Origin of the sequence: Pseudomonas sp. MF6394 (assembly GCF_002018845.1) — a bacterium.
GTDB classification, from domain to species: domain Bacteria; phylum Pseudomonadota; class Gammaproteobacteria; order Pseudomonadales; family Pseudomonadaceae; genus Aquipseudomonas; species Aquipseudomonas lactis.
Map to the genome: position 1 here is coordinate 1 of NZ_MVOJ01000034.1, position 26,116 is coordinate 26,116.

The following is a 26,116-nucleotide window of genomic DNA, read 5'->3' on the forward strand; positions in this document are numbered from 1 at the left end:
CCACTCAAGCGTTGGTAATATTGGCTCGCAAGCTTGCTCGAGTGGTGTTCGCTCTACTGAAAGGGCAAAGCGAATATCAGCCAAAGGTTGGTTGAGGGTTGCCCCTCAACCATAGAATCTCCCACAGTTGGATCGTGGGTTGTCTGGTAGATAGGCGTTGGCTTTCAGGCCGCCATCGCAGGCAAGCCAGCTCCCGCAGTTGGATCGCGGCGAGTCAGGTAGATAGGCGTTGGCTGTCAGCCCACACTGGCCTCACTGACCAACCAATCCATCAGCTCGACCAACCCAACCGACGGTTCCTTCCCCGGCGGATACGCCAAGTAATACCCCATCCCCGTCGACACCCGCAGTTCAAACGGCATCGCCAACCGCCCCGCCTTCAGATCCTCGCCAATCAGCGCACTGTCGCCCATCGCCACCCCAGTGCCCTGGGACGCCACAGTCATTGCCAAGTCCAACGTTTCGAAGTGATGCCGTTGGATGGGATCGCTCAAGCAGGCATTGGCAGCCTTGAGCCACAACGTCCAATCGCGCTCGTCTCGGGTCGGGTGCAACAACACCTGATGCTGCAAATCCTGCGGCGTACGCAAATTGCCCAGCAACCCAGGCACGCAGACCGGCGTAAGGCGCTCGTCGAACAGATGCCGCGCCTCGGCCGGCTGCTCGGCGATAGGCCCGTAGATCACCGCCGCGTCAAACGGCTCACGACGAAAGTCGACGTTATAGGCCACCGTCGTGGTGAGCTCCACCGGCACATCCGGGCGCTCTTTTTGCCAGTGCAGCAAGCGTGGCAACAGCCAGCGCATCACGCAGGTTGACGCTTTGAGCTGCAAGGTTCGGCGCCGGTCACCGATGTGTTCCACCGCGTCAGCGAGCAAGCCGAACACCTGTTGCGCGCACGCCAGCCATTCTCGCCCCTCCTGCGTCAGGCTCAAGCCCCGCGCCTGGCGCTGGAACAACGCGTAGCCCAACTGGCTTTCCAGCCCAGCCACCTGCCGGCTCACCGCGCCCTGGGTGATGTGCAGGTGTTCGGCGGCATGGGTGAAGTTGCAGCACTGAGCCGTGACCCAGAAGGTGTGCAACGCAGGTAACGGTGGAAGGCGTTTCATCGGGGCGCAGCCATGACGGGAGGACATGGCGAGTATGACTTTTTATCGATTGTTGCCGCCACCGGCCAACCGCTCCAATAGCGCTTCGAATCCCTCACAAGAGCGACCTGTATGGCGACCTGCGGCGAAGTATTGGTGCACCTTTTGGAAAGCTACGGCGTGGACCACGTATTCGGCATCCCCGGCGTGCACACCGTGGAGCTGTACCGGGGCTTGGCGCGCTCCAGCATCCGGCATGTCACCCCGCGCCACGAACAGGGCGCCGGCTTCATGGCCGACGGCTATGCGCGTACCCGCGGCAAGCCGGGGGTGTGCTTTATCATCACCGGCCCTGGGATGACCAATATCACCACAGCCATGGGCCAGGCCTATGCCGACTCGATCCCGATGCTGGTGATTTCCAGCGTGCAGTCACGCAGCCAACTGGGCGGCGGGCGCGGCAAGTTGCATGAGCTGCCGAACCAGAGCGCGCTGGTGGCCGGGGTGGCGGCATTCTCCCACACCTTGATGTCGGCGGCGGAACTGCCGGGCGTACTGGCGCGGGCATTCGCGTTGTTCCAGGCCGGTCGGCCGCGCCCGGTGCATATCGAGATTCCCCTGGATGTACTGGTGGAAAATGCCGACGCGTTGCTGGGCAGCACGCCTGTCAGCGTCGCACGCGCTGGCGCATCACCGGCGGCCGTGCAGCAGATGAGCCAGAGGCTGGCTGCGGCCAAGCGCCCGCTGATCCTGGCCGGTGGCGGCGCCAGTGACGCCGCCGCCGAACTGACCCGTCTCGCAGAAGCCCTCGGCGCGCCCGTGGCCTTGACCATTAACGCCAAGGGCCTGTTGCCCGCCGCGCATCCACTGCTGATCGGCTCCACGCAAACACTGCCCGCCACCCGTGCCTTGGTGGCTGAAGCTGACGTGGTGCTGGCGATCGGCACGGAGTTGGCGGAGACCGACTACGACGTCACCTTCGCCGGTGGTTTCGACATTCCCGGTACGCTGCTGCGCATCGATATCGACCCGGACCAGACCGTACGCAACTACCCGCCTCAAGTTGCGCTAGTGGCCGACGCACGCATCGCCGCCCAGGCGCTGCTCACCGAAGTGAACCGTCAGCCATTGGCGCCTCGCTCGCCCGATTGGGGCACCGCACGCGTCGCCCGTTTGTGGGCCGAGCTGGAACCTGCGTGGGACGCTGCGACGCGCACGCAAACCCGGTTTCTCAACGCCGTTCTGGAGGAACTGCCCGGCGCGGTGTTCGTGGGCGACTCCACTCAACCGGTGTACAGCGGCAACCTGACCCTGAACCTCGACCACCCACGCCGCTGGTTCAACGCCTCCACCGGGTACGGCACCCTGGGTTATGCCCTGCCCGCCGCCATTGGCGCCTGGCTCGGGCGCGGCGATGGCCAACCGGTGGTGTGCCTGATCGGCGACGGCGGGCTGCAATTTACCCTGCCGGAACTGGCCAGCGCGGTGGAGGCGCGTACACCGGTGATCGTGCTGTTGTGGAATAACCAGGGTTATGAAGAGATCAAGAAGTACATGGTCAACCGTGATATCGAGCCAGTGGGTGTGGACATCTACACGCCGGACTTTATCGGTGTGGCCAAGGCCCTGGGCTGCGCAGCGCAAAGCGTCCATGGCATTGAAGCGTTGCGCACTGCTTTACGTGCCGCCGCTGATCGCCAGGGGCCGACGCTGCTTGAAATCGACCAGGGGCGGTGGGAGTTACCGAGCCTGTAATCCCGGCCTGACAGCCAACCCATATCTCCCCGACGCTCCGCGATCAAATTGTGGGAGCGGGCTTGCTCGCGAAGGCGGCCCGCCAGCCAACGCCCAATGCGCGCTTACCTCCCCACTCGGCATCCGCATTTTTTCAATAGCCCCTGCGACTTTCTGATTTGCCCCGCTACACGCTGCATGGCCTGATTCGCCCTTGTTCATTCAAGGCAAGCCCATGGAAAACGTTCAGGCAAAATCCACCACCGCCGTATGGCTGATGGTCAGCGTGGTGCTCGTCGCCCTCAACTTGCGCCCCTCGATGGCAGCCGTGGGGCCGCTGCTGGCGTCAATTCGCGCGGATGTGCCGCTAAGTTTCAGCAGCGCCGCCTTACTGACCATGTTGCCAGTCATGGCCATGGGCCTGGCGATGTTCTTTGGCATGGGCCTGGCCAAGCGCGTGGGCGAGCATCGCAGCATTGTGTTGTCGCTGCTGGTGATTGGGCTGGCGACTGTGTCGCGGCTGTTCCTGGATTCGGCGCTGGAGCTGATCGTGAGTGCCATTGCCGCGGGTGTCGGCATTGCGCTGATCCAGGCGTTGATGCCGGCGCTGATCAAGTCGCGGTTCAGCGCCAACGTCTCGTTGTTCATGGGCCTGTATGTCACCGCGATCATGGGCGGCGCGGCCCTGGCAGCTTCGTTCTCACCGTTGGTACAAGCCCGGACCGGCAGTTGGCGTATCGGCCTGGCAATCTGGGCAGTGCTGGCGTTGCTGGCCCTGGTGTTCTGGTATGCCCAGCGTTCGGCCCTGCCGCCCTTGCCTCAAGCCGGTTCGGGGCCCCAGGAGGCATTTTTCAGCAACCGCCGCGCCTGGTTGCTGGCGATCTTTTTTGGCCTCGGCACCGCGTCCTACACCTGTGTGCTGGCGTGGCTGGCGCCGTACTACGTCGAGCAGGGCTGGAGTGAACAGAATGCCGGCTTGCTGCTGGGCTTCTTGACCGCCATGGAAGTGATCTCCGGCCTGGTCACCCCCGCCATCGCCAACCGCCGCCAGGATAAACGCGGCGTGGTGGCGGTGCTGCTGGTATTGATCATCCTGGGCTTCTGCGGCCTCATCCTCAGCCCGCAACACTGGAGCCTGTTGTGGCCCTGCCTGCTCGGCCTGGGCATTGGCGGCCTGTTCCCGATGAGCCTGATCCTGTCCCTGGACCACCTCGACAACCCACGCCGCGCCGGTGGCCTTACCGCATTCGTGCAGGGCATCGGTTATCTGATTGCCGGCCTGTCGCCGCTGATCGCCGGCATGATCCGCGACCGGTTGGGCAGCTTCGAATGGGCCTGGTGGTCATTGATGGCTGTGAGCGGGCTGATGCTGCTGATCGTGATGCGGTTCAACCCGGCGCATTACGCACGCCATATCCGCTGACGTCGTATTGCAAACACTTTTTGTCCCACACAAAACATTGAAGCGTCCTACAGAGCTTTCTATTGGTACGAGCGTTCCGTTAACATTTTGCTCAGTCTTGTACTGAGTTCGGTACAAAGGGTTTACGGACGAAACCGATGTTAAACAGTAACTTGCTCAGAAAGCTCGATATGCAGGATTTGATGGTGTTTATCGCCGTCTACGACCAGAGCAGCGTTACCGAGGTGTCCGAAACGCTGTTCGTCAGCCAGTCCACTGTGAGCTACAGCCTGAAGAAGCTGCGCACCAGCTTTGAAGATGAGCTGTTTATCAACACCCGCGCGGGCATGCGCCCTACGTACAAGGCCACCACCATGTACGAGCATGTGCAGAAGATTCTGGAAAGCATCAACCTGTGCCACGCCGGTGGCCAGGCGTTCGACCCGACCCAACAGGCGGTGACCTTCAATGTGTGCGCGCCAGAATATTTCGAACAGTTGATCCTGCCGCGCCTGCTCAAGCGCTTCGACCATGCCGACCTGCCGGTGATCGTCAATGTGCAGAAGCTGGAAACCGACATCCCCGCCGACGACCTGCGTGAAGGTCGCTTGGACCTGGTGATCTGCTTCGGCCCGCACTTTCACCGCGCCCATAAAGACTTCAAGACCCAGATGCTGTTGGAGGACGACTTGGTCTGCGTGTGCGACCAACGCTCTGCGCCCAGGGAATCGGCGTTCAGCCTGCAATCCTTCGTTGAGCGGCGCCACGTATTCCCAACGCCTTGGACCTCCGACACCAACATGATCGACGGCTGGCTCGCCCGCCAGGCCCGCAAGCGCCAAGTGATCGCGCGGGCCAACAGCTACAGCGCGGCATTGAAGATGATTGCCGGCACCGATTTCATCGTCACCCTGCCCCGCCGCGTGCAAAGGTTGCTGGCGCCAGCGCCGGCATTCGGTGTTTGCGAAGCCCCCAATGGGTTGCCGGGCTTCACCCTGGATATGCAGTGGAACGAAACCAGTGGGCAGGACAGCGCCAATACCTGGTTTCGTGAACAAGTGGTGAAGGTGTGCGCGGACCAAGGCCTGTTGTAGGAGCGAGCTTGCTCGCGAAGAACCAGAGTGCGCCGCTGTGAATCAGGCACCCCGCGTTATCGTTAGCGATCTTCGCGAGCAAGCTCGCTCCTACAGGGGGGGGGGTGAGTCAGCCGATGGCGATTTTGCTGTAGGAATCGCGATCAATATCCAGCAGCTCGACACTCAGTTGTACCTGCACACCTTCGGGCCACGGGCCCAGGTCCTGGAGCACCGCCAGCAGGCTTTCTGACAGTTGTTTCTTGACCTGCGGCGAACGCCCGCTCAATAACGCCAAACGCACCGCAACGAAACCGCGCTCCCCCAGGCCTGTGCCGACCCGAAAACGCTCGACCGTCACCGCACGGCTCTTGATGTCGAACTCGGCGCCGAACTGACCGGAGGCCACCAACGCATGATTAAGGCGCAACAGGGCCTTGTCAGTGTCCAGTTGCGTCAGGTTGGCGGTGTGTTCCACGTGCAGGTGCGGCATGCTTTTCTCCGAGTTTTTTGTAGGAAGATGCCTAGCTATATACCACGGAAAAACACCTCAAGCCTTGGCCACCAGCCCTCTATCACTCATGAATGCCTCCAACCGAGAGCGCATCCAGCGTTCCGCCGGGTCGGTGTCAACGTGGCTGAGCCACACCATGGACAAATCCAGGGTCGGGGTTTCGAACGGGAACGGCTCGCAGAACAGGTTTCCGCTGGCAGCCATGGCCTGGGCGGTGTAATCCGGCAGGCTGGCGATCATGTCGGTGCCGGCAAGCAAGGCCGGCAACGAACTGTATTGCGGCACCGAGAGCACCACATGGCGTTTGCGGCCCACCTCTGCCAGCCACTCATCGGCAAACCCGGCCACGTTGGCGGTGTGGGACACCAACACGTGGGGCCGTGCGCAATATTCGTCGAGGGTCAGCGGTGTATCCGAGGCATCGGCACGCAGCAGGCACGGGCGGATGTGCCGCAACAGCTTGCGCTTGGCATTGGCCGGCAGCCCGCGGGTCTGGGTGATGCCGACGGTAATGTCGCCGGAAGCCAGCAGGTCGGGAATGCGCCAGTAGTCCACATGCTGCACCACAAACACCACCTGCGGCGCTTCCTGGCGCAAGGCGCGCAGCAAAGGTGGCAGCAGGCCAAACTCCACGTCATCGGACAGGCCGATGCGGAAAGTCATGGTACTGATGGACGGGTCGAAATCATGGGTCAGACTCAAGGCCGAAGACAGCGAGTCCAAAGCCGGCGACAGGTGCTGGATGATCTCCTCGGCACGCGCCGTAGGCTCCATGCGATGGCCGACACGAATAAACAGGGGGTCGTTGAACAGGGTACGCAGGCGGTTGAGGGCCGAGCTGATGGTCGGTTGGCCGAGAAACAGCTTCTCCGCCACCCGCGTCACATTGCGCTCGAGCATCAGTGCTTCGAAGACCACCATCAGGTTGATGTCGGCCTTGCGTAATTCATTGCGATTCATCGGCGCCTGCCCCTTTCCCCAAGACAAGCGGCAGTTTAGGAAGGCTGGGGAGCTGCGTCTATGTGCACGGTAAAACATGTGGGAGCGGGCTTGCTCGCGAATGCAATGGTTCAGCCGACGACTCCGTTGACTGACACACCGCCTTCGCGAGCAAGCCCGCTCCCACAATTAGACCGCGTTTTACCTGATGCTCAGGGTTTTAGCGGACGTTCCTGGTCACGTTCGGAAAGCTCGGTGCCGTCGTCCGGATGCTTCCAGGTTTGCGGTTTTTCGTCTTCGCGCGGCTGCCGGGGTTCTTCACGCTCCGGCTTGTTGTGCTGCTGTTCGTTCCCCATAGCGACCTCCGCCGATAAGAATTGGACCCAGGCTCAAGCATAGAACACGGCAAGCCGTTTTGAAGCGGGCTCAGATTGATAGCCAACACACATCAATCAATCCAAATTTGTCACTTATCATTTCTAAATGTGTCAGCCACTATCCCAAGTCTTAAGCGAAACAAGCACTTTAAAAAGAACGCTGGAGACACAAAACCATGACGACCCCTTCCCGGCCTGCGGCTGCCCCCTCGAAAGTAGGCGCGGTATTGCGCGTGACTTCGGGCAATTTCCTCGAACAGTTCGACTTCTTCCTGTTCGGTTTCTACGCCACCTATATCGCTGCCGCGTTCTTCCCGGCCGCTAATGAGTTTGCGTCATTAATGATGACCTTCGCCGTGTTCGGCGCGGGCTTCCTGATGCGGCCATTGGGCGCGATTATTCTGGGTGCCTACATCGATGACGTGGGCCGTCGCAAAGGCTTGATCGTGACCTTGTCGATCATGGCCAGCGGTACGCTGCTGATCGTGCTGGTACCGAGTTATCAGACCATCGGCCTATGGGCGCCATTGCTGGTGCTGTTGGGGCGCCTACTGCAAGGCTTCTCGGCCGGCGCGGAACTGGGTGGCGTGTCGGTGTACCTGTCCGAAATGGCCACGCCAGGCCGTAAAGGCTTCTACACCAGCTGGCAGTCGGGTAGCCAACAGATCTCCATCGTCGTCGCCGCAGCCCTGGGTTATGGCTTGAACGTGTGGATGGAACCTGCGGTGGTGGCCGATTGGGGCTGGCGGATTCCGTTTGCCGTCGGTTGCGTGATCATTCCGTTTATCTTTGTGCTGCGTCGCAACCTGCAGGAAACCGAAGAGTTCGCCAACCGCAAGCATCGCCCGACCATGCGTGAAGTGATGGCGACCTTGGTGAAGAACTGGACCGTAGTCATCGGCGGCATGCTGATGGTGGCCATGACCACCACCGCGTTCTACCTGATCACCGTGTACGCACCGACCTTCGGCAAAACCGTGTTGCACCTGAGCACCTCGGACGCCTTGCTGGTGACCTTGCTGGTCGCGATTTCGAACTTTTTCTGGCTGCCGATCGGCGGCACGTTAAGCGACCGCTTCGGCCGTAAACCGGTGTTGATCGCCATGACGGTGCTGACTGTCCTTACGGCTTATCCAGCGCTGTCCTACGTGGTCAACGCCCCCAGCTTTGCACACATGCTGGAAACCCTGCTTTGGTTCTCGTTCCTGTATGGCATGTACAACGGCGCGATGATCCCGGCGCTCACCGAAATCATGCCGGTGGAAGTGCGCGTGGCGGGTTTCTCCCTGGCTTACAGCCTGGCGACGGCAGTGTTCGGTGGCTTTACCCCGGCGATTTCGACCTGGTTCATTCACATCACCGAAGACAAGGCTTCACCTGCGTACTGGATGATCTTCGCCGCGCTGTGTGCCTTGTGTTCGACCCTGGCGTTGTATCGCCGCGCCAACACCCGTGGCCAAGTCATGCAGGAGGCCGCGCAATGAAGCCGCTGTTCAAGACCCTCACCGCTGTCGTCCTCGGCACCCTGGCGCTGACCGCCCAGGCCGAGCAACTCAAGGTCATGACCTCGGGCGGCTTCACCGCCGCGTATAAATTGCTCGGTCCGCAATACGCCGAGCAAAGCGGGGATACCCTCGACACCATCCTTGGCCCGTCCATGGGCAAGGCGCCGGAAGCGATTCCCAACCGTCTGGCCCGTGGCGAACACGCCGACGTGGTGATCATGGTCGGCTATGCCCTGGATGAGTTGATCAAACAAGGCAAGGTCGACCCCGCCTCCCGCGTGGAATTGGCGGACTCGCGGATCGGCCTGGTGGTGAAGGAAGGTGCAGCCAAACCTGCGATCAATACCGATGCCGAGCTCAAGGCTGTGCTGAGCAAAGCCAAGTCGGTGGCCTATTCCGATAGCGCCAGCGGCGTGTACGTCGAGAAGCAATTGTTCAAGAAACTCGGCATGCCGGCCAAAGGCACCATGATCGAACGCGTGCCGGTGGGCGAGCAGGTAGCCAAGGGCGATTACGAAGTCGGCTTGCAGCAAGTGGCGGAGTTGTTGCCGGTCAAGGGTGTAACGTTTGTAGGCAAGATCCCGGAAGACGTGCAGTCCGTTACCCGTTTTGCCGCCGGTATTCCGGTGAACGCCGAACACCCGGAGCGGGCCAAGGCGCTGTTGCAGTTCATGGCATCGCCCGAGGCCCAACCGGAGGTGCAATCCACCGGCCTGGACTCGGTGTCACGCTGACCGGAACGGCATCTCCCGCACCAAACGCTCCAACTCCAGCGCCGCCGGTGGCAACGTCCGCCCGCGGCGCTTGATCAAGCCCACATTGCGCAGCACATGAGGCTCCACCAGCGGCACACTGACCAGAATCGGGTGAGTGTGCGCCGGCATCGCAATCGACGGCACCATCGCTACGCCCAACCCCGCCTCCACCAGCCCGATCATGGTGGTCACGTGGTGCGTCTCGCAGATACTCGGCTTTTTCACCCGCACCCCACGCAGGGCCTGGTCGAGCAGGAAGCGGTTGCCCGACGTCTTGTCCACCTCGATGTAGTCATGCTCATAGGCCTCGGTCCAGCTCACGCTGTCACGCTCAGCCAGAGGGTGATCACGCCGACAGGCCAGCACGTAGCGCTCCTGCAACAGCAACTCGAACTCCACCTCATCGGCCAGGCTGCCGCTGAAACTCACACCAAAGTCCGCCTCGCCGCTGGCCACCGCATTGCTCACCTCGCCGGCACTGGCATCCAACACCCGCAGGCGAATCTTCGGATACAGCTTGTGGAATTCGGAGATCACGTGGGGCATGAAGTAGTACGCGGTAGACGGCACGCAGGCGATGGTGACATTCCCCATGCGCGTCGAGGCAACGTTGCTGATACCCATCAGCGCGATGTCGAGATCATCCAGCATGCGCTCGACCTGGGGCAAAAACGCACGCCCGACCATGGTCAGGCTGACCCGCCGCGTAGTGCGTTCGAACAATTTTACATCCAGCGCCGATTCGAGCTTTTCGATACGCCGGCTGAGGGCCGGTTGCGAGATACGGATGGCCTCGGCAGCGCCACGAAAACTGCCCTTGTCCACCACGGCGCGGAAGGCTTGGAGGTCGTTGAGGTCGAAGTTGATGATCACGGGAGGCAGGCCAAAGTGGTCGAGGTGGCGAGCATTATCGTATGGGAACCGGTGGGGCGCCATGTGTGCCGAGAGGGTCTGCCGAGATAATCCTGTTACACATATGGAGTCATACATATCAGCGGGTTATCGGCCGCCGAACGAGCGCCCATCAATGTATGAAAAGCCTGCTGAAAACTGATCAACAGGCTTTTAACACTTAGTCGCCTGATCGCTTCTCCCAAGCCGCTGGCGTACTGAAAAACGCCTGAGCGTTACTGTCCAGCGTCTCCAGGTGATAACCACCCTCCTGCACGATCAGGCACGGCAGCCCCAGCCCTCGAATGCGCTGCCCCAACCGCGCAAAGCCTTCGCGCGTCACCGCGACTTTGCTTTGGGGGTCCAGCTCGTAGATATCAAAGCCCAATGACAACACCAGCACATCCGCCGAGAAGCGCTTCACCGCTGCCAGGGCCTGCTCCAGCTTTTCGAAGAACACCGCTTCGCTGGCACCATGGGGCATAGGCAGGTTGAGGTTGTACCCTTCGCCGACGCCGTTGCCTTTTTCCTCGGCAAAGCCTGCCACGCCCGGATAGAAGTTGGTTGGGTCGCCGTGGATCGACACATACAGCACGTCATCGCGGTCGTAGAAAATTTCCTGGATGCCCTGCCCGTGATGCATATCGGTATCGAGCACGGCGACACGCTGGAAACCTTGGCGCAGTGCTTGCGCAGCCACGGCCGCATTGTTGATGTAACAGAAGCCACCGGCCGCGTCGAAGCGGGCGTGATGGCCCGGGGGCCGGCACAAGGCGTAGGCGGCAGGTGCGCCATCAAGGATGTCACCCGCTGCGGCGATGGCGCTCTGGGCTGACCAATAAGCCGAGCGCCAGGTCAGCTCACCGATCGGGCAACTGCCATCGGCCAGGTAGCGCGCAGCCTGGGCCAGGATGCCGCGCAGGGCATTGGGTTCACGTACGAAGATGTTGGACATGACTTCGTCGCCCCAGTCTTCGGGGATCTCTTTCCAGCGCTGGTGAGCTTCTTGAAGAAAAGCCAGGTAGGCGCCGCCGTGTACAGCGAGCAATGGATCCATACCGTAATCGGTCGGTTGCTGGATATCGAAGCCCAGGGTTTGCGCAGCCAGCAGCAGGTTGCGCGCACGCTCGGGAACCTCCTGGGGCGTGCGCATCTGGCCGCGAGAGTAGTAGCTGCGTGGATGATGCAGGAGTTGTTCGGGGTGGAAAAACGTCTTCATAGGATGCTCCTGAGTAAACACGGCACCTGTGGGAGCTGGCTTGCCTGCTCCCACAGGGGTACGGCGTCGGCCTTTAGAAATGAACGCGCCCGGCGCGTTTCAACACGGCGTTGAGCAAGACATCGGTGCCTTGGCGTACATCGTCGGGCAAGACATCTTCGGCTTCGTTGTGGCTGAGGCCGCCGACGCAGGGGATGAAGATCATCGCGGTGGGGCAATAGCGCGCCAGGTGAATCGCATCATGGCCGGCGCCGCTGACGATGGTCTGCTGGCTGTAGCCCAAGGCGTCAACCGCAGCCTGCACGCAGGCCACGCACTCGGCGTCAAACGGCGTGGCCGGGCTGATCCAGTGCGGCGTGATGGTGACGCTCAGGCCACGGTTGTCCGCGATTGCCTGCAGGCGTGCACGCACTTGCTGCTCCATGGCGTCGATATCGGCGTCGTGGTGATGGCGCAGGTCGACGGTAAAATTGAGCAAGCCGGGAATGGTGTTGCGCGACGACTTAGCGATGCTCAGTTCACCCACAGTGGTGAGCCCCTGCGGGGCAAAATCGGCAGCGAGGTTTTCCAGGGCCTGGATCATTTTCGCCGCGCCGTACAGCGCATCTTTACGCAACGGCATCGGCGTGGTGCCGGCGTGCGCGGCCATACCTTCGACCCGCACATCGAGCCAACGAATCGCTTGACCACCGGTGACTACGCCGATGCTGTTGGCGTTGTCCTCCAGGATCGGGCCTTGCTCGATATGCGCCTCGAAATACGCATCCACTGCGCCACCCAACGGGCGCTCACCGTTGTAGCCGGTGGTGCGCAACGCCTCGGCCACGCTGATACCGTCGACATCGGCGGTGGCCAGTGCCTTGTCCAGGGCGAGCGTGCCGGTGAATACCGCGGAGCCCAGCATGGCCGGGGTGAAACGGGCGCCCTCCTCGTTGGTCCACACCGCAATTTCCAATGGCTTGCGTGTCTGGATACCGTGGTCGTCAAGGCTGCGGATCACCTCCAGGCCAGCCAACACGCCGTACACGCCATCAAAGCGTCCGCCTTCGGGCTGGGTATCCAGGTGGCTGCCCATCATCACCGGGGCGGCGTCATTGTCGGTACCCGCGCGGCGAGCGAACAGGTTGCCGATAGCGTCCACGCTCAACGTCAGGCCAGCGGCTTTACACCAGTGACTGAACAGCTCCCGACCGGCCTTGTCTTCGGCGCTCAATGCCAGACGGCAGCTGCCACCGCGTGCCGTCGCGCCGATCTCGGCCATGGCCATCAGGCTATGCGACAGGCGCTCGCCATTAATCTTCAACATTGCTGACTCCCTTAACTGTGTGCCATTTCCAGGCGATGAGCCGTCGCGTGGCGGCGGGACAAAGCGAGTACGCACACCAACGACACCCCTGCGATCACGCTGTAGAACACCGCCATCGGCCACCATTGGCCCAGGTATTGATGGGCCAGCCAGGTGCCGATCAGCGGCGTCAAGCCACCGGCCAACGCGCCGCATACCTGGTAAGCCAGGGAGATCGCGGTGTAGCGCACACGGGTTTCAAACAGGCCGCTGACATAACCCGCGATCACGGCGTAGAACGACGCCATGCACACCACCGCCAAGGCGATGCCGAGGATTATCAAGGGCGCCTGGCCGCTGCTGACCAAGACGAACATCGGATACGGCGAAGCCATTGCCAGTACGCACATGGCGCACAGGAACCGCGTAGCGCCGACCTTCTCTGCCACCCAGGCGGCCAATGGCTGAACGCAGAACTGGATAATGGCCACGAAGAACAGGCATTCCAGGATCAGCGATCGCGGTAGGTCCAATTGCTGAGTGCTGTAGGCAATCATGAAGGTGTTGGTGAAATACACGCCGGCAATGCCCAACGTGTTGGCGCCAATGCACAACAACAGTGGGCGCCAAGCCGTCTTCAACACTTCCAGCACAGGGGCTTGGTCTTTCTTGATGGCGCGGGCTTTTTCCGCCAGGGCCTTGTCTTCGAGGAACTCCGGCGACTCGTTCACACCCAGGCGAATCGCCAGGCCGACCACCAACAGCAAGGCGCTGGCCAGGAACGGCAGGCGCCAGCCCCAGCTGAGCAGGTCTTCTTCCGGCAGACGGGTGACAGCGCTGAACGCCAGCAAGGAAAGAATCAAACCGGCCGGGCTACCCAACTGCGCAAAGGATGCAAAGAAGTTACGGCGCCCCTTCGGCGCATGTTCCCCGGCCATCAACACCGCCCCGCCCCACTCGCCGCCGACCGCGATGCCCTGCACCACTCGCAGCAAAATCAGCAACACCGGGGCCGCAGCGCCGATCTGGGCATAGGTCGGCAACAGGCCGATGCACACCGTCACCACGCCCATCATCACGAGGGTGATCACCAGGGACTTCTTGCGCCCGATGCGGTCGCCGATATGGCCGAATACCACGCCACCCAAAGGTCGCGCGAAAAAGCCCACGGCGAAGGTGCCGAAGGCGGCCATGGTGCTGAACAATTTATCGTCTGAGGGGAAGAACAGCTGACCGAACACCAGCGCCGCAGCGGTGGCATAGATGTAAAAGTCGTACCACTCGATCATGGTGCCGATAAAAGCGGCGGCCGCGGCACGGCGAGGCTGCGGCGAAGCGGAAGGCTTCATGGGGCTGGCTCCTTTGGTTATTGTTTTGGCAGGAGAAGGTCAAACCAGTGCGCTCTGGTGGCGCTTGTTAAGCCCGATTTTTCGGCCTGGGGCTATGATTAGTCAATTTTCTATTTATTATCTTGATTATAAGAACTGCTTATTATCGAGCGACCCCATGCCCGAATCTCGCCGCGATATTCACCCCCTGCTCAATGACCGCCTGGACTGGAACCTGCTGCGCACCTTCCGCGTGATCGGCCAGGAACTGAGCATCAGCCGCGCCGCCGCCCGCCTGCACCTCACGCAGCCGGCGATCAGCCAGGCGCTCAAGCGCCTGGAAGAACAGCTCGATTGCCAGCTCATCCTGCGCCGTGGCCCGCGCTTCGTGCTTACCGAGGCCGGTGAGCAGATCTTCGCCATTGCCGGTGAGATGTACGGCCAGGTCTCGCAGATGAGCAACGCCCTGCAAAAGCCGGGTGATGAAGTGATCGGCAAGGTGCGCTTGCTGATGATCAGCCGGATTAATTCCGACACGTTCGATGACTTTCTCGCAGGCTTTCATCGCGAGCATCCACGCGTAGACCTGGAGGTCGAAGTGATGCGCAGCTCCGACATCGTCGCCGCCCTGCTGGAAAAAACCGCGACCCTGGGGCTGAGCCTCAACCGTCGGCCACAGCCGCGCCTGGAACAGCATCTGTTTCTGCGTCAGCGCTATGCGTTTTTTTGTGGGAAACACCACCCCCTGTTCGGACGCACAGGCTTGGTCGAAGGGGACTTGCAGTCGGAAAACTTCGTGAGTTTTACCAGCGACCAGATCGGCGGGATGCTCTCGCCACTGACGATTTTTCGCGATCAGCAAGGGTTCGGCGGGCGGATCGTGGCGTCGTCATCCAGCCTGGAAGAAGTGCGGCGATTGGTGATTGCGGGGTTTGGTTTGGGCTGCTTACCGACTCATGTGGTGGCGGACGATGTGAAGAACGGGCTGCTGTGGCGGTTGCCGCCGGATGAGGGAATTGCGGATGTGGATATTCACCTGTTGTGGAACCGGGAGCAGAAGATGAGCCGGGCGGAGGGGGTGTTTATTGAGTGTCTTTTGGGGCGGTTGGCCGACGTATCTTGACTGCCGACGAGCGCAAGTCACTGAAGGCTGCGATTGAGCACTGGAGATAGCTATGAGCAGATTTTTTGATGAATTGATGGAAAGCGTTCAAGAGATGAACGAGATCCTGCGCGGAGAACGCGAACCTTCTCGTGAATTCCATGTTGATTCAATGCGAGTCAAAGAGATCCGTAAGGCGACAGGGCTGACCCAGGCTAAATTCGCAGCGCTGATTGATGTGCAACTTGGCACATTACGTAACTGGGAGCAGGGTCGTCGTGAACCTACCGGACCAGCAAAGGCATTGTTGAAAGCTATCCATAATGACCCAGTCCATGTACTGAATGCATTGGCTAGCTAAAATAAGACTCCACCGCTGCGGCTTGAACATCGTCATAACCGGAAAAGCTCGGAGCTGACTCAGCGACGGGCTTTTTCGTTTGTGCGGCAGATTTAAGGCTCTTTAAAATCTCACATCGATAGCACTGATGATTACTATCGAAACGAGCGCCTGCTCGATTGCCAGCACTGATTCCTATAATCGCCCCCAGCGTCCCTCTCCTGCGTCTGACTTCAGGCGACTTTCACCTTGGAATCCCACACCATGCCAAGCGCGAGCCAGGCCTCTAACGGCCTTCCCGAACATAATCAACAAAGCGTCAAACAGCAGTGGCTGGCGATTCTTTCGGTCGCCGTGGGTGCCTTTGCCCTGGTGACCAGCGAGTTTCTGCCGGTGGGCGTGCTCAACGACGTCGCCAGCGACTTGGGCATCAGTGCCGGCCACGCCGGCCTGATGGTCACCCTGCCCGGCATCATGGCGGCCCTTGCCGCGCCGCTGCTGTCGGTTGGCATTGGCGCCATGGACCGCCGCTATCTGCTGATCGGCCTGACGCTGGTCATGATCCTCGCCAACGGGGTGGTGGCCTTTGCCACCGATTTCAGCCTGCTGCTGTTCGGGCGTGTATTGCTCGGCATCAGCATCGGCGGCTTCTGGGCCACGGCCATCGCCCTCAGCGGCAGGCTGGCGCCCAAGGGCGTCGGCGTCGCAAAAGCCACGTCGATCATCATGATGGGCGTGACCCTAGCCACCGTACTCGGCGTGCCCGTAGGCACCTGGCTCAGCGGCCTGATGGGCTGGCGCATGACCTTTCTGGTCACCGCACTGGTGGGAGTGCCAGTGCTGCTGGCGCAAGTCTTCCTACTGCCGCGCCTCAAACCGGAAAAGGCCATTGAGGTTCGTGACCTGCCAGCCCTGTTTATCAACCCACAAGCGCGGGTCGGGTTGATTGCCGTACTGCTGATCGGCCTGGCGCACTTTGCTGCGTACACTTATGTCGCGCCGTTCTTCAAACACAGCTCCGGCTTCGACGGGCCGACGATTGGCTCATTGTTGCTGCTGTATGGCGTGGCAGGCGTACTGGGCAATGTGTTCGCCGGCTTCGCCGCCAACCGCAGCGTGCGTAACACCTTGCTGCTGGTCGCGCTGATGATCGGGACCAGCACCGCCCTGTTCCCCTACTTCGCCACCGGTATGACAGGCGCCGTGGTGCTGATCGCACTCTGGGGCTTTGCCTTTGGCGCCTTCCCGGCCTGCGCCAGTATCTGGATGTTCGTGGTGGCGCCCAAGGACGTGGAACGAGGCATGCCGCTGTTCGTGGCGCTGTTTCAGGTGATCATTGCCCTGGGCTCGTTCTTTGGTGGACGGATCGTCGACCAAATGGGCAGCGCGGTGTTGTTGAGCCTGGCCACTGTGTTGGTGGGGTTGGGGTTTGCGACCGTGCTGGTGTTGGGCCGCAAGGTGAGCAACAGCTTGGTGGCGCAGCCTGCCTGACCGAGTTGCAGCCACAAAAAAGCCTGCTGAGCGTTGAGTTCAGCAGGCTTTTTTCGTTTCAGAAGCAGGTATTTATTTGGCCGTGGGGAAAGCACGCTCCAGGACAGCGTCCACCAAGGCTTGCGCGTTCTCAATCAATTGAGCCAGGGCCATGATCACGGGCGACTGCGTGCTGACTGGATCTTCGGCGCATTGGTAAGCGGTTTGCAGGGCAGATGACAGGATTTCGGTGGCGTTTGTGAGGGCTTCTTCGGTGCCGACGTCGGCGCCTACATGGAATATTTTACGCGGGGAAAATTCGGAATCAGAATCGAGATTGCTCATTGTGTAGCTCCTGTATGCAATGGGAACTGCCACATCCCGCTGTCAAACAGGATCAGGTGGCAGCTGTGCGCGGGTTGACAGACCGGTATACAGGACCCGGCGCACCCGAAGATGCCCCACGCACAGCCGCCATAAAACGACGTCACAGCAGAAACGCTGTAATCGCATGGAGGTCGTACACCTGTAAATCAGTCTGTCAAAACCGGTCGCCATGAGGGCGACGGCGGAAGGTTAGCGCCCTACCCCAGCCAGCGCAACCCTGCCCGAAAACTGCCGCCCCCGCATAACGTAAGCGCCTGTTTCGGAAAAGCTTGGTAACCAGAATGCCCACAGGAAACCTTGTGCGCATAAGCCTCTGAGCTAGCCTGAAAAAGGTCGCCGCCGGGGCGGCATACTGTCAAGGGTGCTTACATGCCAACAAGATATCGCGATGCGGTCACAGGTGAATACGTAACAGAGCAAGAGGCGAAGAAAAGACCAAGGGAAACGGTGAAAGAAACCGATAAAAAGCGCCCGACGAAGCCGACTGCCAAAAAGTAGGGTCAACAGATGAGAGCGATTGCCGTATGTCCAGACAGACTTGCCAATGAAACCCGATTGCTCCAATGTAATGACCAACGTCATTACACAAGGAGTTATCCTTTGGCATCTATCAACATCCGTATCGATGACGACCTGAAAACTCGCGCCTACTTGGAGCTGGAGAAACTCGGTGTCACCCCTTCCGAACTGATACGCCAGGCGCTGCAATATGTTGCCGAGCGCGGCCAGTTGCCATTTAAGCCTGTGCTGATGACTGAAGAGGATGAAGCCTTGATGGCGACCGTACGTGAGCGTCTTGCATCGCCTCAACGCGTGAGGGTTTCTTTGGATGACCTATAGCCTTGATTTTGATGCGCGTGCATTGAAGGAATGGCAAAAGCTCGGTGACACCCTCCGTCAGCAACTCAAAAAGAAGCTAGTCGAAATCCTGAACAACCCACGTATTGAGGCTAATCGCCTACATAGCCTGCCTGACTGCTACAAGATCAAACTGCGTAGCAACGGGTACAGGCTGGTGTATCAAGTGATCGATCAGGAAATTACGGTGTTCGTGGTCGCCGTTGATAAACGTGAGCGTGATCAGGCTTATCGCAAAGCGTCTGAGCGCCTTGAACAGCGCTAGGCAGGACTACAACAAATCCCTGAAGCAGCCGTTAATAACGGCCGGAAACGAAAAAGCCCCGCAGCTTATTCAGCTACAGGGCTTTTTCTATGTAATGGCGGAGAGATAGGGATTCGAACCCTAGGTACCGGTGAAGGTACAACGGATTTCGAATCCGTCCCATTCGGCCACTCTGGCATCTCTCCAACGGCGCGCATCATAACAGCATGATTGATGGATGCAAAGCGCCGAAGCGATTTTTTTCCGTGCTATCAGATGCTTGCGTCGATTACAGCGGTACGCCGAGACGATTGGCGACTTCTTCGTAGGCTTCGATCACGTCACCGAGGCCTTGGCGGAAGCGGTCTTTGTCCATCTTCTTCTTGGTGTCCTTGTCCCACAGGCGGCAGCCGTCCGGGCTGAATTCGTCGCCCAGGACGATGGAGCCGTCGTGGAATACGCCGAATTCGAGCTTGAAGTCCACCAGCAACAGGCCTGCATCGTCGAACAGCTTGCTCAGCACGTCGTTGACCTTGAGGGACAACTCCTTCATGCGCGCCAGTTGCTCAGCGGTGCCCCAGCCGAACGCCACGACGTGGGATTCGTTGATGAACGGGTCGCCCTTGGCGTCGTCCTTCAGGAACAGTTCGAAGGTGTAAGGGTTGAGCTTGAGGCCCTCTTCCACGCCCAAACGCTTGACCAGGCTGCCGGCGGCGTAGTTACGCACGACGCATTCCACCGGGATCATGTCGAGCTTCTTGACCAGGCATTCGTTGTCGCCCAGCAGTTTGTCGAATTGGGTCGGGATACCGGCCGCTTCGAGTTTCTGCATGATGAAGGCGTTGAACTTGTTGTTCACCATGCCTTTGCGGTCAAGCTGTTCGATACGCTTGCCGTCGAACGCCGAGGTGTCGTTGCGAAACAGCAGGATCAGGCGGTTGGCGTCGTCGGTCTTGTACACCGACTTGGCTTTGCCGCGGTAGAGTTCTTCACGTTTTTCCATGATGGGCTCCGCTTTGAGTAAGGTGGGCTAGGCGATGTGTCGCCAGTCGAGCCCTGAATCTTGATCGGCCAGTTGCAGCCAGTCCGGGTCGCACCCTAGGGTGTCGACAAAACATTGCCGGGCAAGCGTCGGCAGGTTGTTCTTGCTGCTGAGGTGAGCCAGGACCAGGTGTTGCAGGTCTTGCCAGCCCAACTCATACACCAGGTATGCGGCCTGATGGTTGTTCAAATGTCCCAGCTCGCCGCCCACCCGCTGCTTGAGAAAGTAAGGGTAATGACCGCGTGCCAGCAGGTCTCGGCAGTGGTTGGACTCGATCATCAAGGCATCGAGATCCCGGTAACCCTCCAGCACCTTGGCGCAATAAGAACCCAGATCGGTGAGCACACCGAAGCGCCGCTCACCGTCACTGAATACATATTGCGTCGGCTCCTGGGCATCATGAGCAACCGCAACAACATTGATGCTCAGGGCGCCAATTTGCAGTTGCTCACCACCGGCCAGGAAGCCAGCAGGCTCAATGGGTTTGCGCATCCCGCGCAACGTGCCGCGACTCAAGTACACCGGTAAATTGTAGCGCCGAGACAGCAAACCCACGCCATGCACATGGTCGGCATGTTCGTGGGTTACCAGAATCGCGCTCAGTTGCGTGGGGTGAACCCCCAGGCGCAACAGGCGCCGCTCGGTTTCGCGCAGGGAGAAACCACAATCGACCAGCACGTACGTGTCATCATGGGCGACCAGCGTACCGTTCCCTTGGCTACCGCTGCCGAGAACGGCAAAACGCATCGGATCAGCCCAGGTTGTCTTGAATCACGCCCAACACTTTGCGCGCTGTTTCAGCTGGCGCGACGGTGTTGATGTTCTTCTCGACGGTGACTTGCACGCTTTCGCCCACCTTGCTCAAACGAACCTGGTAACGCTCGGCACGGGTTTCGATCTCTTCCTTGGTCGGCGCGCTGCCGAACAATTTGCCGAAGAAACCTGGCTCGTCGTCTTTCTTCTCGGCCTTTTCAGCCACGTTGATGTAGTACAGGCCCAGGCTGCGGTTGATGTCTTCAACGCGCCAAGGGCCCTGCTCCAACGCGCGGCCAACACTGGCCCAGGCGCGGTCGAGGTCTTCACCCAGGTTCAGCACGACGTTGCCGCTGCCGTCTTCGGTGAGGCTGACGCGGCTAGGGGTGTCGTAATCACGGGCGGCGAGCAGGGAAACGGAACCGCCCTTCTCGGAGATACGGCTCATGCTGGCCAGCATCTCGTCGACCAGCGCGGCGTCAACGCCGGTGTTGACCGAGCGCGGGGTGAAATCGACGTTGGCCGTGCTGCCGGCAGGCCGTTCGGCACTGACTACATAGACTTCGCTGGTGTTGCGCTGCACGCCAGGCTCGATGCGCACACGCACACGGGCTTCGCTGTCAGCGGCTACACCGCCCGCCAGCAGGCGCTGGGCCATGTTGGCAGACAGCTCACGACCTTGCTGCCACGCGGTGGTGAACTCACCGGTTTGCGGGCGCTGCTGGTCAAGGCGGAAACCGTTGTCCTGGAAGAACTGCACCGCCACCGGCCAGACTTCGGCAGGTGGACGCTGAGCCACGATCCAGCGGTTGTCGCCGCTTTTTTGCAGGCTGTAGTCGCTGGCATCGGCCACGGCCATGATCGGCTGTGGGCGCGGCACTACGTACTCACCCTTGACCGTGTCGTCGGCGACGTTGCGTGGGATCGGCAGCAACGGGTCAAGGCGCTTGGCGACATTGACATCAGGCGGCAGTTGCATCGGTTTGGTTGCTTGCGCTTCCAGGTAATCGCTGCCGCGGTCACGGAAGTAGCCTTCCGGGCCCCATACCCAACCGCAGCCACTGGTGCTGGAGATAATCAAGGCAAGTGCGGAAAGTCCGGCCAATCGCTTCATGCGTAGTGCTTCCTCAATTAAACCAGGACGCCGGACTGGCGCAGGGCCTGTCGCAGCGGTTCGTGACAGGCTTCGCTGAGGCGGGTGAGCGGCAGACGGATACCGTCCGGCATCAGGCCCATCTCAAACAGTGCCCACTTCACGGGAATAGGATTGGATTCGATAAACAGTGTCTTGTTGAGCGGCATCAGCTTCTCGTGGATCGCACGAGCGGTGGCTGCATCGCCGGCAATGGCGGCGGCACACATATCGCTCATGGCGCGCGGGGCCACGTTGGCAGTCACGGAGATGTTGCCCTTGCCACCCAGCAGGATCAGCTCGACAGCGGTGGCGTCGTCACCGGAATACACCAGGAAGTCGCTGCTCACGCCGGCCAGGATGTCCTTGGCGCGCTGCAGGTCGCCGGTGGCTTCCTTGATGCCGATGATGTTCGGCACGGTGGACAGGCGGATCACGGTCTCGGCCTTCATGTCGCACGCGGTGCGGCCCGGCACGTTGTAGAGGATCTGCGGGATCTGCACGGCTTCGGCAATGGCTTTGAAGTGCTGGTACAAGCCTTCCTGGGTCGGCTTGTTGTAGTACGGGGTTACCAGCAGGCAAGCGTCGGCGCCGGCCTTCTTGGCGTTCTTGGTCAGTTCGATCGCTTCACGCGTCGAGTTGGCGCCCGTACCGGCGATCACGGCAATGCGACCCGCCACGCGCTTGACCACGAACTCGATCACCTGGATGTGTTCTTCCACATCGAGGGTGGCCGATTCACCTGTGGTGCCGACCGCCACAATGGCGTTGGTGCCCTCTTGCAGGTGGAAGTCCACCAGTTTGCCCAGGCTGTCCCAGTCGAGACGACCTTGTGCATCCATGGGTGTGACCAGTGCCACCATACTGCCCGCAATCATGCAACCGCTCCTGCCGGAAAAAGAGAGCCGTAATGGTACTGGCGCCAAGATGCTTGTACAAGCGAAGTACCGCGTGAGGATGCGTTCTGGCGCAACTAAACGTCGGGCAATGCCATCATTGGGCCAAAGCACCGCCCGAAGCCGGCTGATCACGCAATGAAAACGCCACCTCCTAGCCCTTGGCGACGCTTTTCGCTACCCTTGATCCTTTGATCGATACCGCCCACACGGCATCGACCGCTCATCGCTTTAGGAAGGCTGCATGTCCACCCCCACAGTTCGCGAACAATTCCTTGTTATCAGTGCCCTCGGCGCCAACCCCATGGAGCTGACCAACGTGCTGTGCCGCGCCAGCCATGAGAACCGCTGCGCCGTCGTGACCTCCCGCCTCACCCGCCATGGCGAGTGCAGTGCGCTGGTCCTGCAGATTTCTGGCTCCTGGGATGCCTTAGCGCGCCTGGAAACCGGCCTGCCGGGCCTGGCCAAGAAGCATGACTTCACCGTCAACGTGGTACGCAGCGCCGCCCTGGAAAACCGCCCCCAGGCCCTGCCGTACGTAGCGTATGTCAGCTCGGCCTACCGCTCGGACATCGTCAACGAGCTGTGCCAGTTCTTTATCGACCATAACGTCGAACTGGAAAACCTGACCTGTGACACCTACCAGGCGCCACAAACCGGCGGCACCATGCTCAATGCCACCTTTACCGTGACTTTGCCGGCCGGCGTACAGATCAGTTGGCTGCGCGACCAGTTCCTGGATTTCGCCGATGCCCTGAACCTCGACGCCTTGATTGAGCCATGGCGCCCACAGAACCCAATGTAAGGAAGTACTTCTCTATGCCGGTAGCCATCGACACACCCGTGGCCGATTTCGAGGCCCAGGCCACCAGCGGCCAGACCTTCAGCCTCGCAGCCCTAAAGGGCAAGCAAGTGGTGATCTACTTTTACCCGAAAGACAGCACCCCTGGCTGCACCACCGAAGGCCAGGGTTTTCGTGACCAGTACGCCGCATTCAAGGCCGCCAATACCGAAGTGTTCGGCGTGTCGCGTGACAGCGTGAAGTCCCACGAGAACTTCAAGGGCAAACAAGCATTTCCTTTCGAGCTGATCAGCGATAAAGACGAAGCGGTCTGCCAGCTGTTTGATGTGATCAAGTTGAAGAAGCTGTACGGCAAGGAATACCTGGGCGTGGATCGCAGCACCTTCCTGATCGACGGCCAAGGCGTGCTGCGCCAGGAATGGCGCGGCGTGAAAGTGCCGGGGCATGTTGATGCCGTGCTGGCGGCAGCGCAGGCGCTGAACAAGGCTTGATCTTGCCTCGATAAGCATAGACTTTGTGGGCTGTAGCAGCACACGGTAACCACGATGCGAAGCGAGTAGCTCTTGATCTTGATCTGCTTGTGATCTTGATCTCAAGCGCCCCGTCAAACCACGCTGGCCGGAATTCGACAGGGATTTGGGGGGTAAACCGGCAGGGATGCCGGTTTAGCCGCCCCGCGCCATGGATGGCGCGTGGCGGCGGCCCCCCAAATCACTGGCGGATTACGGGCACACCGAGCCTAGGCGAGGTGCCGAGTGGTGGGGCAAGAGCCCTTTGGTTACTTTGGGGCTTTTCCAAAGTGACCCGCCGTCAGGGCGGAACCCTAAGCGGCCGTTACCGCAGCAATGGATATGTACACTATCCAACTGTGTTGACTGCCAGGCCGCCTTCGCGAGCAAGCCCGCTCCCACAGTTTGATCGTGGGGTGTCAGGTAGATAGGGGGCGGCTGGCAGGCTGTCATCGCAGGCAAGCCAGCTCCCACAGTTTGATCGCAGGGTGCCAGGTAGATAGGTGTCGCCTGTCAGGCCGTCTTCGCAGGCAAGCCTGCTCCCACATTTGGATCGTGGTGGGTCAGGTAGACAAGCATCGGCCATCAGGTCGTCACGGGAGCAAGCTCCCTCGCCACAGGGTCAGCTTGGTACCGAAGTTATGTAAATACCTTGCCTCGTAAGGCCTTCAGGCCTTTCGCAACCAATAGCAGTACACGCCAGCAGCCTCTTCTTCCCGAACCAGCGTATGGCCCGCCAACCTGGCAAAAGTGCGGAAGTCACGCTGGGAGCCTGCATCGGTGGCGGTCACTTTAAGCACGGCGCCGCTGGCCAATCGATTGAGCTCCAGCTTGGCCTTGAGCAAGGGCAACGGGCAGTTCAGACCGCTGGCGTCGAGTTCGGCGTCACAGGCTACAACGTCGGTCATGGTGTTACTCCAGGCAAACATTCGGGCTGCTTAGAATATCTGGTCCCAAGCTCAGTGTCCGGCTACAGTAAGCTCTTTGTCGAAAGGCTTTGTGCATGACTTTTTTGCGCCCTACCCTGCTGACGCTGGCCTGCCTGCTGGCCTCCCCGGCCTTCGCTGACGACCTGCCGTCACTCGGCGACGCCAGTTCTGCCATTGTCTCGCCGCAACAGGAATACCAACTGGGCCGCGCTTGGCTGGCTTACCTGCGCGGCCAGGTCTCGCAACTCAATGACCCGCAACTCAAGGATTACGTCGAAACCAGCGTGTACAAGCTGGTGGAGACCAGCCAGGTCAATGACCGGCGCCTGGAATTTATCCTGATCAACAGCCCACAGCTCAACGCCTTTGCGGCTCCGGGTGGGATCGTCGGGGTCAACGGCGGTTTGTTCCTCAATGCACAGACCGAAGGCGAATACGCGTCGGTACTGGCCCACGAACTGGCGCACTTGTCTCAACGCCACTTCGCCCGAGGCGTGGAAGCGCAATCACGCATGCAACTGCCGATGATGGCTGCCCTGCTTGGCGGCATTATCGCCGCCGCTGCGGGTGCCGGCGATGCCGGTATCGCCGCGATTGCCGGCTCACAAGCCGCCGCGATCCAGGAACAGCGCCGCTTCTCCCGCCAGAACGAGCAGGAGGCCGACCGTATCGGCATCCTCAACCTGGAGAAAGCCGGCTACGACCCGCGCTCCATGCCCACCATGTTCGAACGGTTGATGCGCCAATACCGCTTCGACGCCAAGCCGCCGGAGTTCCTGCTGACTCACCCGGTCACCGAATCGCGTATCGCCGACACCCGCAACCGCGCCGAACAAGCCAAACCCGGCGGCAAGGAAGACAGCCTGCGCTATCAATTGATTCGCGCGCGGGTACAACTCAAGTACGAAGACACACCAGGCCTGGCTGCCAAGCGCTTTCAGGCGCAGCTGGACGAAAATCCTAAAAATGACGTGGCACGCTATGGCCTGGCCATCGCCCAGATCAAGGGCACTCAACTCAAGGAAGCACGGGAAAGCCTGGCGCCGCTGCTGGCCAAGGCGCCCAACGACATCACCTACAACCTGGCCCAAATCGAACTGGACATCACCAGCAACCGCATGCCGGATGCGCAGCAACGTACCGACCGCATGCTCACCCAGTACCCCAGCAACTATCCGCTGAACCAGGTACGGGTAGACCTGCTGCTTAAACAGAACCGTACCGCCGATGCAGAAAAGGCACTGGACGGGCTGCTCAAGTCGCGCCCGGACGATCCGGACGTGTGGTATCAGGTCGCCGAAACTCGCGGCTTGTCCGGCAACATCATTGGCCTGCATCAGGCCCGCGCCGAATATTTCGCACTGGTGGGGGATTTCCAGCAAGCGATCCAGCAGTTGGACTTTGCCAAGCGGCGCGCGGGCAGTAACTTCCCGCTGTCCTCACGCATCGACGCCCGTCAGCGTGAACTGATCGAACAAGAGCGCCTGGTAAAAGGCATGATGAGCTGAACCCGCCGCCCACAAAAAAGCCCCGCTACCGTTA

The 26,116-nt window shown here is 60.4% G+C and carries 27 protein-coding genes and 1 tRNA gene; 13 read left to right on the plus strand and 15 right to left on the minus strand.

The annotated features are described in order from the left end of the window. Nucleotides 1–236 precede the first annotated feature (236 nt). Nucleotides 237–1,109: a LysR substrate-binding domain-containing protein gene (locus tag MF6394_RS26610; protein ID WP_069558516.1), complete on the minus strand. Its 873-nt coding sequence runs from the start codon at nucleotides 1,107–1,109 to the stop codon at nucleotides 237–239. 111 nt (nucleotides 1,110–1,220) lie between these two features. On the opposite strand from MF6394_RS26610, the gene MF6394_RS26615 reads away from it, so the two are divergent. The 3 genes from MF6394_RS26615 (at nucleotide 1,221) to MF6394_RS26625 (ending at nucleotide 5,318) form a co-directional block, all read left to right on the plus strand. Beyond that, complete coding sequence (locus MF6394_RS26615) at nucleotides 1,221–2,843, plus strand: 5-guanidino-2-oxopentanoate decarboxylase (protein WP_078467884.1); 1,623 nt, start codon at nucleotides 1,221–1,223, stop codon at nucleotides 2,841–2,843. A 214-nt stretch (nucleotides 2,844–3,057) separates the two neighbouring features. Next, entirely contained in the window at nucleotides 3,058–4,245 is a 1,188-nt protein-coding gene (locus MF6394_RS26620) for a cyanate transporter (RefSeq protein ID WP_078467885.1), read from the plus strand. 137 nt (nucleotides 4,246–4,382) lie between these two features. Further along, nucleotides 4,383–5,318, plus strand: coding sequence for a LysR family transcriptional regulator (locus tag MF6394_RS26625; RefSeq protein ID WP_044272861.1), 936 nt, complete (start codon nucleotides 4,383–4,385; stop codon nucleotides 5,316–5,318). A 109-nt stretch (nucleotides 5,319–5,427) separates the two neighbouring features. Here the strand turns inward: MF6394_RS26625 and MF6394_RS26630 are convergent, their stop codons facing one another. From MF6394_RS26630 to MF6394_RS34365, 3 genes are all read right to left on the minus strand, one after another. Further along, nucleotides 5,428–5,790, minus strand: a complete 363-nt coding sequence (locus MF6394_RS26630) for a 5-carboxymethyl-2-hydroxymuconate Delta-isomerase (protein WP_047710307.1) — start codon at nucleotides 5,788–5,790, stop codon at nucleotides 5,428–5,430. A gap of 57 nt (nucleotides 5,791–5,847) precedes the next feature. Beyond that, complete coding sequence (locus tag MF6394_RS26635; protein WP_014717462.1) at nucleotides 5,848–6,771, minus strand: LysR substrate-binding domain-containing protein; 924 nt, start codon at nucleotides 6,769–6,771, stop codon at nucleotides 5,848–5,850. A 191-nt stretch (nucleotides 6,772–6,962) separates the two neighbouring features. Then, nucleotides 6,963–7,106, minus strand: coding sequence for a hypothetical protein (locus MF6394_RS34365; protein WP_003189552.1), 144 nt, complete (start codon nucleotides 7,104–7,106; stop codon nucleotides 6,963–6,965). A 197-nt stretch (nucleotides 7,107–7,303) separates the two neighbouring features. Between MF6394_RS34365 and MF6394_RS26640 the strand changes: the two genes are divergently transcribed. After that, a complete protein-coding gene (locus MF6394_RS26640; protein ID WP_044272859.1) occupies nucleotides 7,304–8,611 on the plus strand; it encodes an MFS transporter in 1,308 nt (435 codons plus the stop codon). Next, complete coding sequence (locus tag MF6394_RS26645; protein ID WP_044272858.1) at nucleotides 8,608–9,366, plus strand: substrate-binding domain-containing protein; 759 nt, start codon at nucleotides 8,608–8,610, stop codon at nucleotides 9,364–9,366. The genes MF6394_RS26640 and MF6394_RS26645 overlap by 4 nt, the downstream gene beginning before the upstream one ends. Here MF6394_RS26645 and MF6394_RS26650 read toward each other — a convergent pair. The 4 genes from MF6394_RS26650 to MF6394_RS26665 all read right to left on the minus strand — a co-directional run bounded on the left by MF6394_RS26650 (nucleotide 9,358) and on the right by MF6394_RS26665 (nucleotide 14,131). Beyond that, a complete protein-coding gene (locus MF6394_RS26650) occupies nucleotides 9,358–10,260 on the minus strand; it encodes a LysR family transcriptional regulator (RefSeq protein WP_069558517.1) in 903 nt (300 codons plus the stop codon). The genes MF6394_RS26645 and MF6394_RS26650 overlap by 9 nt on opposite strands. 199 nt (nucleotides 10,261–10,459) lie before the next feature. Further along, nucleotides 10,460–11,497: a histone deacetylase family protein gene (locus tag MF6394_RS26655; protein ID WP_078467886.1), complete on the minus strand. Its 1,038-nt coding sequence runs from the start codon at nucleotides 11,495–11,497 to the stop codon at nucleotides 10,460–10,462. Nucleotides 11,498–11,570: 73 nt separating this feature from the next. Next, on the minus strand, nucleotides 11,571–12,803 hold the full coding sequence (locus MF6394_RS26660) for a Zn-dependent hydrolase (protein WP_078467887.1): 1,233 nt from the start codon (nucleotides 12,801–12,803) through the stop codon (nucleotides 11,571–11,573). Between the two features lie 11 nt (nucleotides 12,804–12,814). Continuing rightward, the gene (locus tag MF6394_RS26665; protein ID WP_032892903.1) at nucleotides 12,815–14,131 is read right to left on the minus strand and encodes an MFS transporter; all 1,317 of its coding nucleotides are present in this window, start codon (nucleotides 14,129–14,131) and stop codon (nucleotides 12,815–12,817) included. Nucleotides 14,132–14,288: 157 nt separating this feature from the next. Here MF6394_RS26665 and MF6394_RS26670 point away from each other — a divergent pair, with 157 nt between their 5' ends. The 3 genes from MF6394_RS26670 (at nucleotide 14,289) to MF6394_RS26680 (ending at nucleotide 17,043) form a co-directional block, all read left to right on the plus strand. Continuing rightward, nucleotides 14,289–15,233, plus strand: coding sequence for a LysR family transcriptional regulator (locus tag MF6394_RS26670; protein ID WP_003189537.1), 945 nt, complete (start codon nucleotides 14,289–14,291; stop codon nucleotides 15,231–15,233). A gap of 52 nt (nucleotides 15,234–15,285) precedes the next feature. After that, the gene (gene nadS / locus MF6394_RS26675; protein WP_003189536.1) at nucleotides 15,286–15,573 is read left to right on the plus strand and encodes a NadS family protein; all 288 of its coding nucleotides are present in this window, start codon (nucleotides 15,286–15,288) and stop codon (nucleotides 15,571–15,573) included. 243 nt (nucleotides 15,574–15,816) lie between these two features. Further along, nucleotides 15,817–17,043: an MFS transporter gene (locus tag MF6394_RS26680; RefSeq protein ID WP_003189535.1), complete on the plus strand. Its 1,227-nt coding sequence runs from the start codon at nucleotides 15,817–15,819 to the stop codon at nucleotides 17,041–17,043. Nucleotides 17,044–17,115: 72 nt separating this feature from the next. Here the strand turns inward: MF6394_RS26680 and MF6394_RS26685 are convergent, their stop codons facing one another. Beyond that, on the minus strand, nucleotides 17,116–17,367 hold the full coding sequence (locus MF6394_RS26685; protein ID WP_069558504.1) for a DUF6124 family protein: 252 nt from the start codon (nucleotides 17,365–17,367) through the stop codon (nucleotides 17,116–17,118). A gap of 642 nt (nucleotides 17,368–18,009) precedes the next feature. Here MF6394_RS26685 and MF6394_RS26695 point away from each other — a divergent pair. Further along, nucleotides 18,010–18,249, plus strand: a complete 240-nt coding sequence (locus tag MF6394_RS26695) for a type II toxin-antitoxin system RelB/DinJ family antitoxin (protein ID WP_020301039.1) — start codon at nucleotides 18,010–18,012, stop codon at nucleotides 18,247–18,249. Further along, nucleotides 18,239–18,532 carry a type II toxin-antitoxin system RelE family toxin gene (locus MF6394_RS26700; RefSeq protein ID WP_047710304.1) on the plus strand — a complete coding sequence of 98 codons (294 nt, stop codon included), beginning with the start codon at nucleotides 18,239–18,241 and terminating at the stop codon, nucleotides 18,530–18,532. The genes MF6394_RS26695 and MF6394_RS26700 overlap by 11 nt, the downstream gene beginning before the upstream one ends. Before the next feature lie 95 nt (nucleotides 18,533–18,627). Here the strand turns inward: MF6394_RS26700 and MF6394_RS26705 are convergent. The 5 genes from MF6394_RS26705 to dapA form a co-directional block, all read right to left on the minus strand. Beyond that, a tRNA-Ser gene (locus tag MF6394_RS26705) sits at nucleotides 18,628–18,717 on the minus strand. Between the two features lie 83 nt (nucleotides 18,718–18,800). Further along, entirely contained in the window at nucleotides 18,801–19,514 is a 714-nt protein-coding gene (purC, locus tag MF6394_RS26710) for a phosphoribosylaminoimidazolesuccinocarboxamide synthase (protein ID WP_010212191.1), read from the minus strand. Nucleotides 19,515–19,541: 27 nt separating this feature from the next. Further along, nucleotides 19,542–20,300: an MBL fold metallo-hydrolase gene (locus MF6394_RS26715; RefSeq protein ID WP_003189469.1), complete on the minus strand. Its 759-nt coding sequence runs from the start codon at nucleotides 20,298–20,300 to the stop codon at nucleotides 19,542–19,544. Nucleotides 20,301–20,304: 4 nt separating this feature from the next. Continuing rightward, nucleotides 20,305–21,420, minus strand: coding sequence for an outer membrane protein assembly factor BamC (gene bamC / locus MF6394_RS26720; protein ID WP_044272801.1), 1,116 nt, complete (start codon nucleotides 21,418–21,420; stop codon nucleotides 20,305–20,307). A gap of 17 nt (nucleotides 21,421–21,437) precedes the next feature. Beyond that, on the minus strand, nucleotides 21,438–22,316 hold the full coding sequence (gene dapA, locus MF6394_RS26725) for a 4-hydroxy-tetrahydrodipicolinate synthase (protein WP_014717368.1): 879 nt from the start codon (nucleotides 22,314–22,316) through the stop codon (nucleotides 21,438–21,440). A 262-nt stretch (nucleotides 22,317–22,578) separates the two neighbouring features. On the opposite strand from dapA, the gene MF6394_RS26730 reads away from it, so the two are divergent. Further along, nucleotides 22,579–23,139, plus strand: a complete 561-nt coding sequence (locus MF6394_RS26730; protein ID WP_003189463.1) for a glycine cleavage system protein R — start codon at nucleotides 22,579–22,581, stop codon at nucleotides 23,137–23,139. A 14-nt stretch (nucleotides 23,140–23,153) separates the two neighbouring features. Continuing rightward, complete coding sequence (locus MF6394_RS26735; RefSeq protein WP_069558502.1) at nucleotides 23,154–23,627, plus strand: peroxiredoxin; 474 nt, start codon at nucleotides 23,154–23,156, stop codon at nucleotides 23,625–23,627. A 686-nt stretch (nucleotides 23,628–24,313) separates the two neighbouring features. Here MF6394_RS26735 and MF6394_RS26745 read toward each other — a convergent pair. Further along, nucleotides 24,314–24,553, minus strand: a complete 240-nt coding sequence (locus MF6394_RS26745; protein WP_032892981.1) for a sulfurtransferase TusA family protein — start codon at nucleotides 24,551–24,553, stop codon at nucleotides 24,314–24,316. A gap of 95 nt (nucleotides 24,554–24,648) precedes the next feature. Between MF6394_RS26745 and MF6394_RS26750 the strand changes: the two genes are divergently transcribed. Continuing rightward, nucleotides 24,649–26,082 carry a M48 family metalloprotease gene (locus MF6394_RS26750; protein WP_032892982.1) on the plus strand — a complete coding sequence of 478 codons (1,434 nt, stop codon included), beginning with the start codon at nucleotides 24,649–24,651 and terminating at the stop codon, nucleotides 26,080–26,082. Nucleotides 26,083–26,116: the final 34 nt, after the last annotated feature.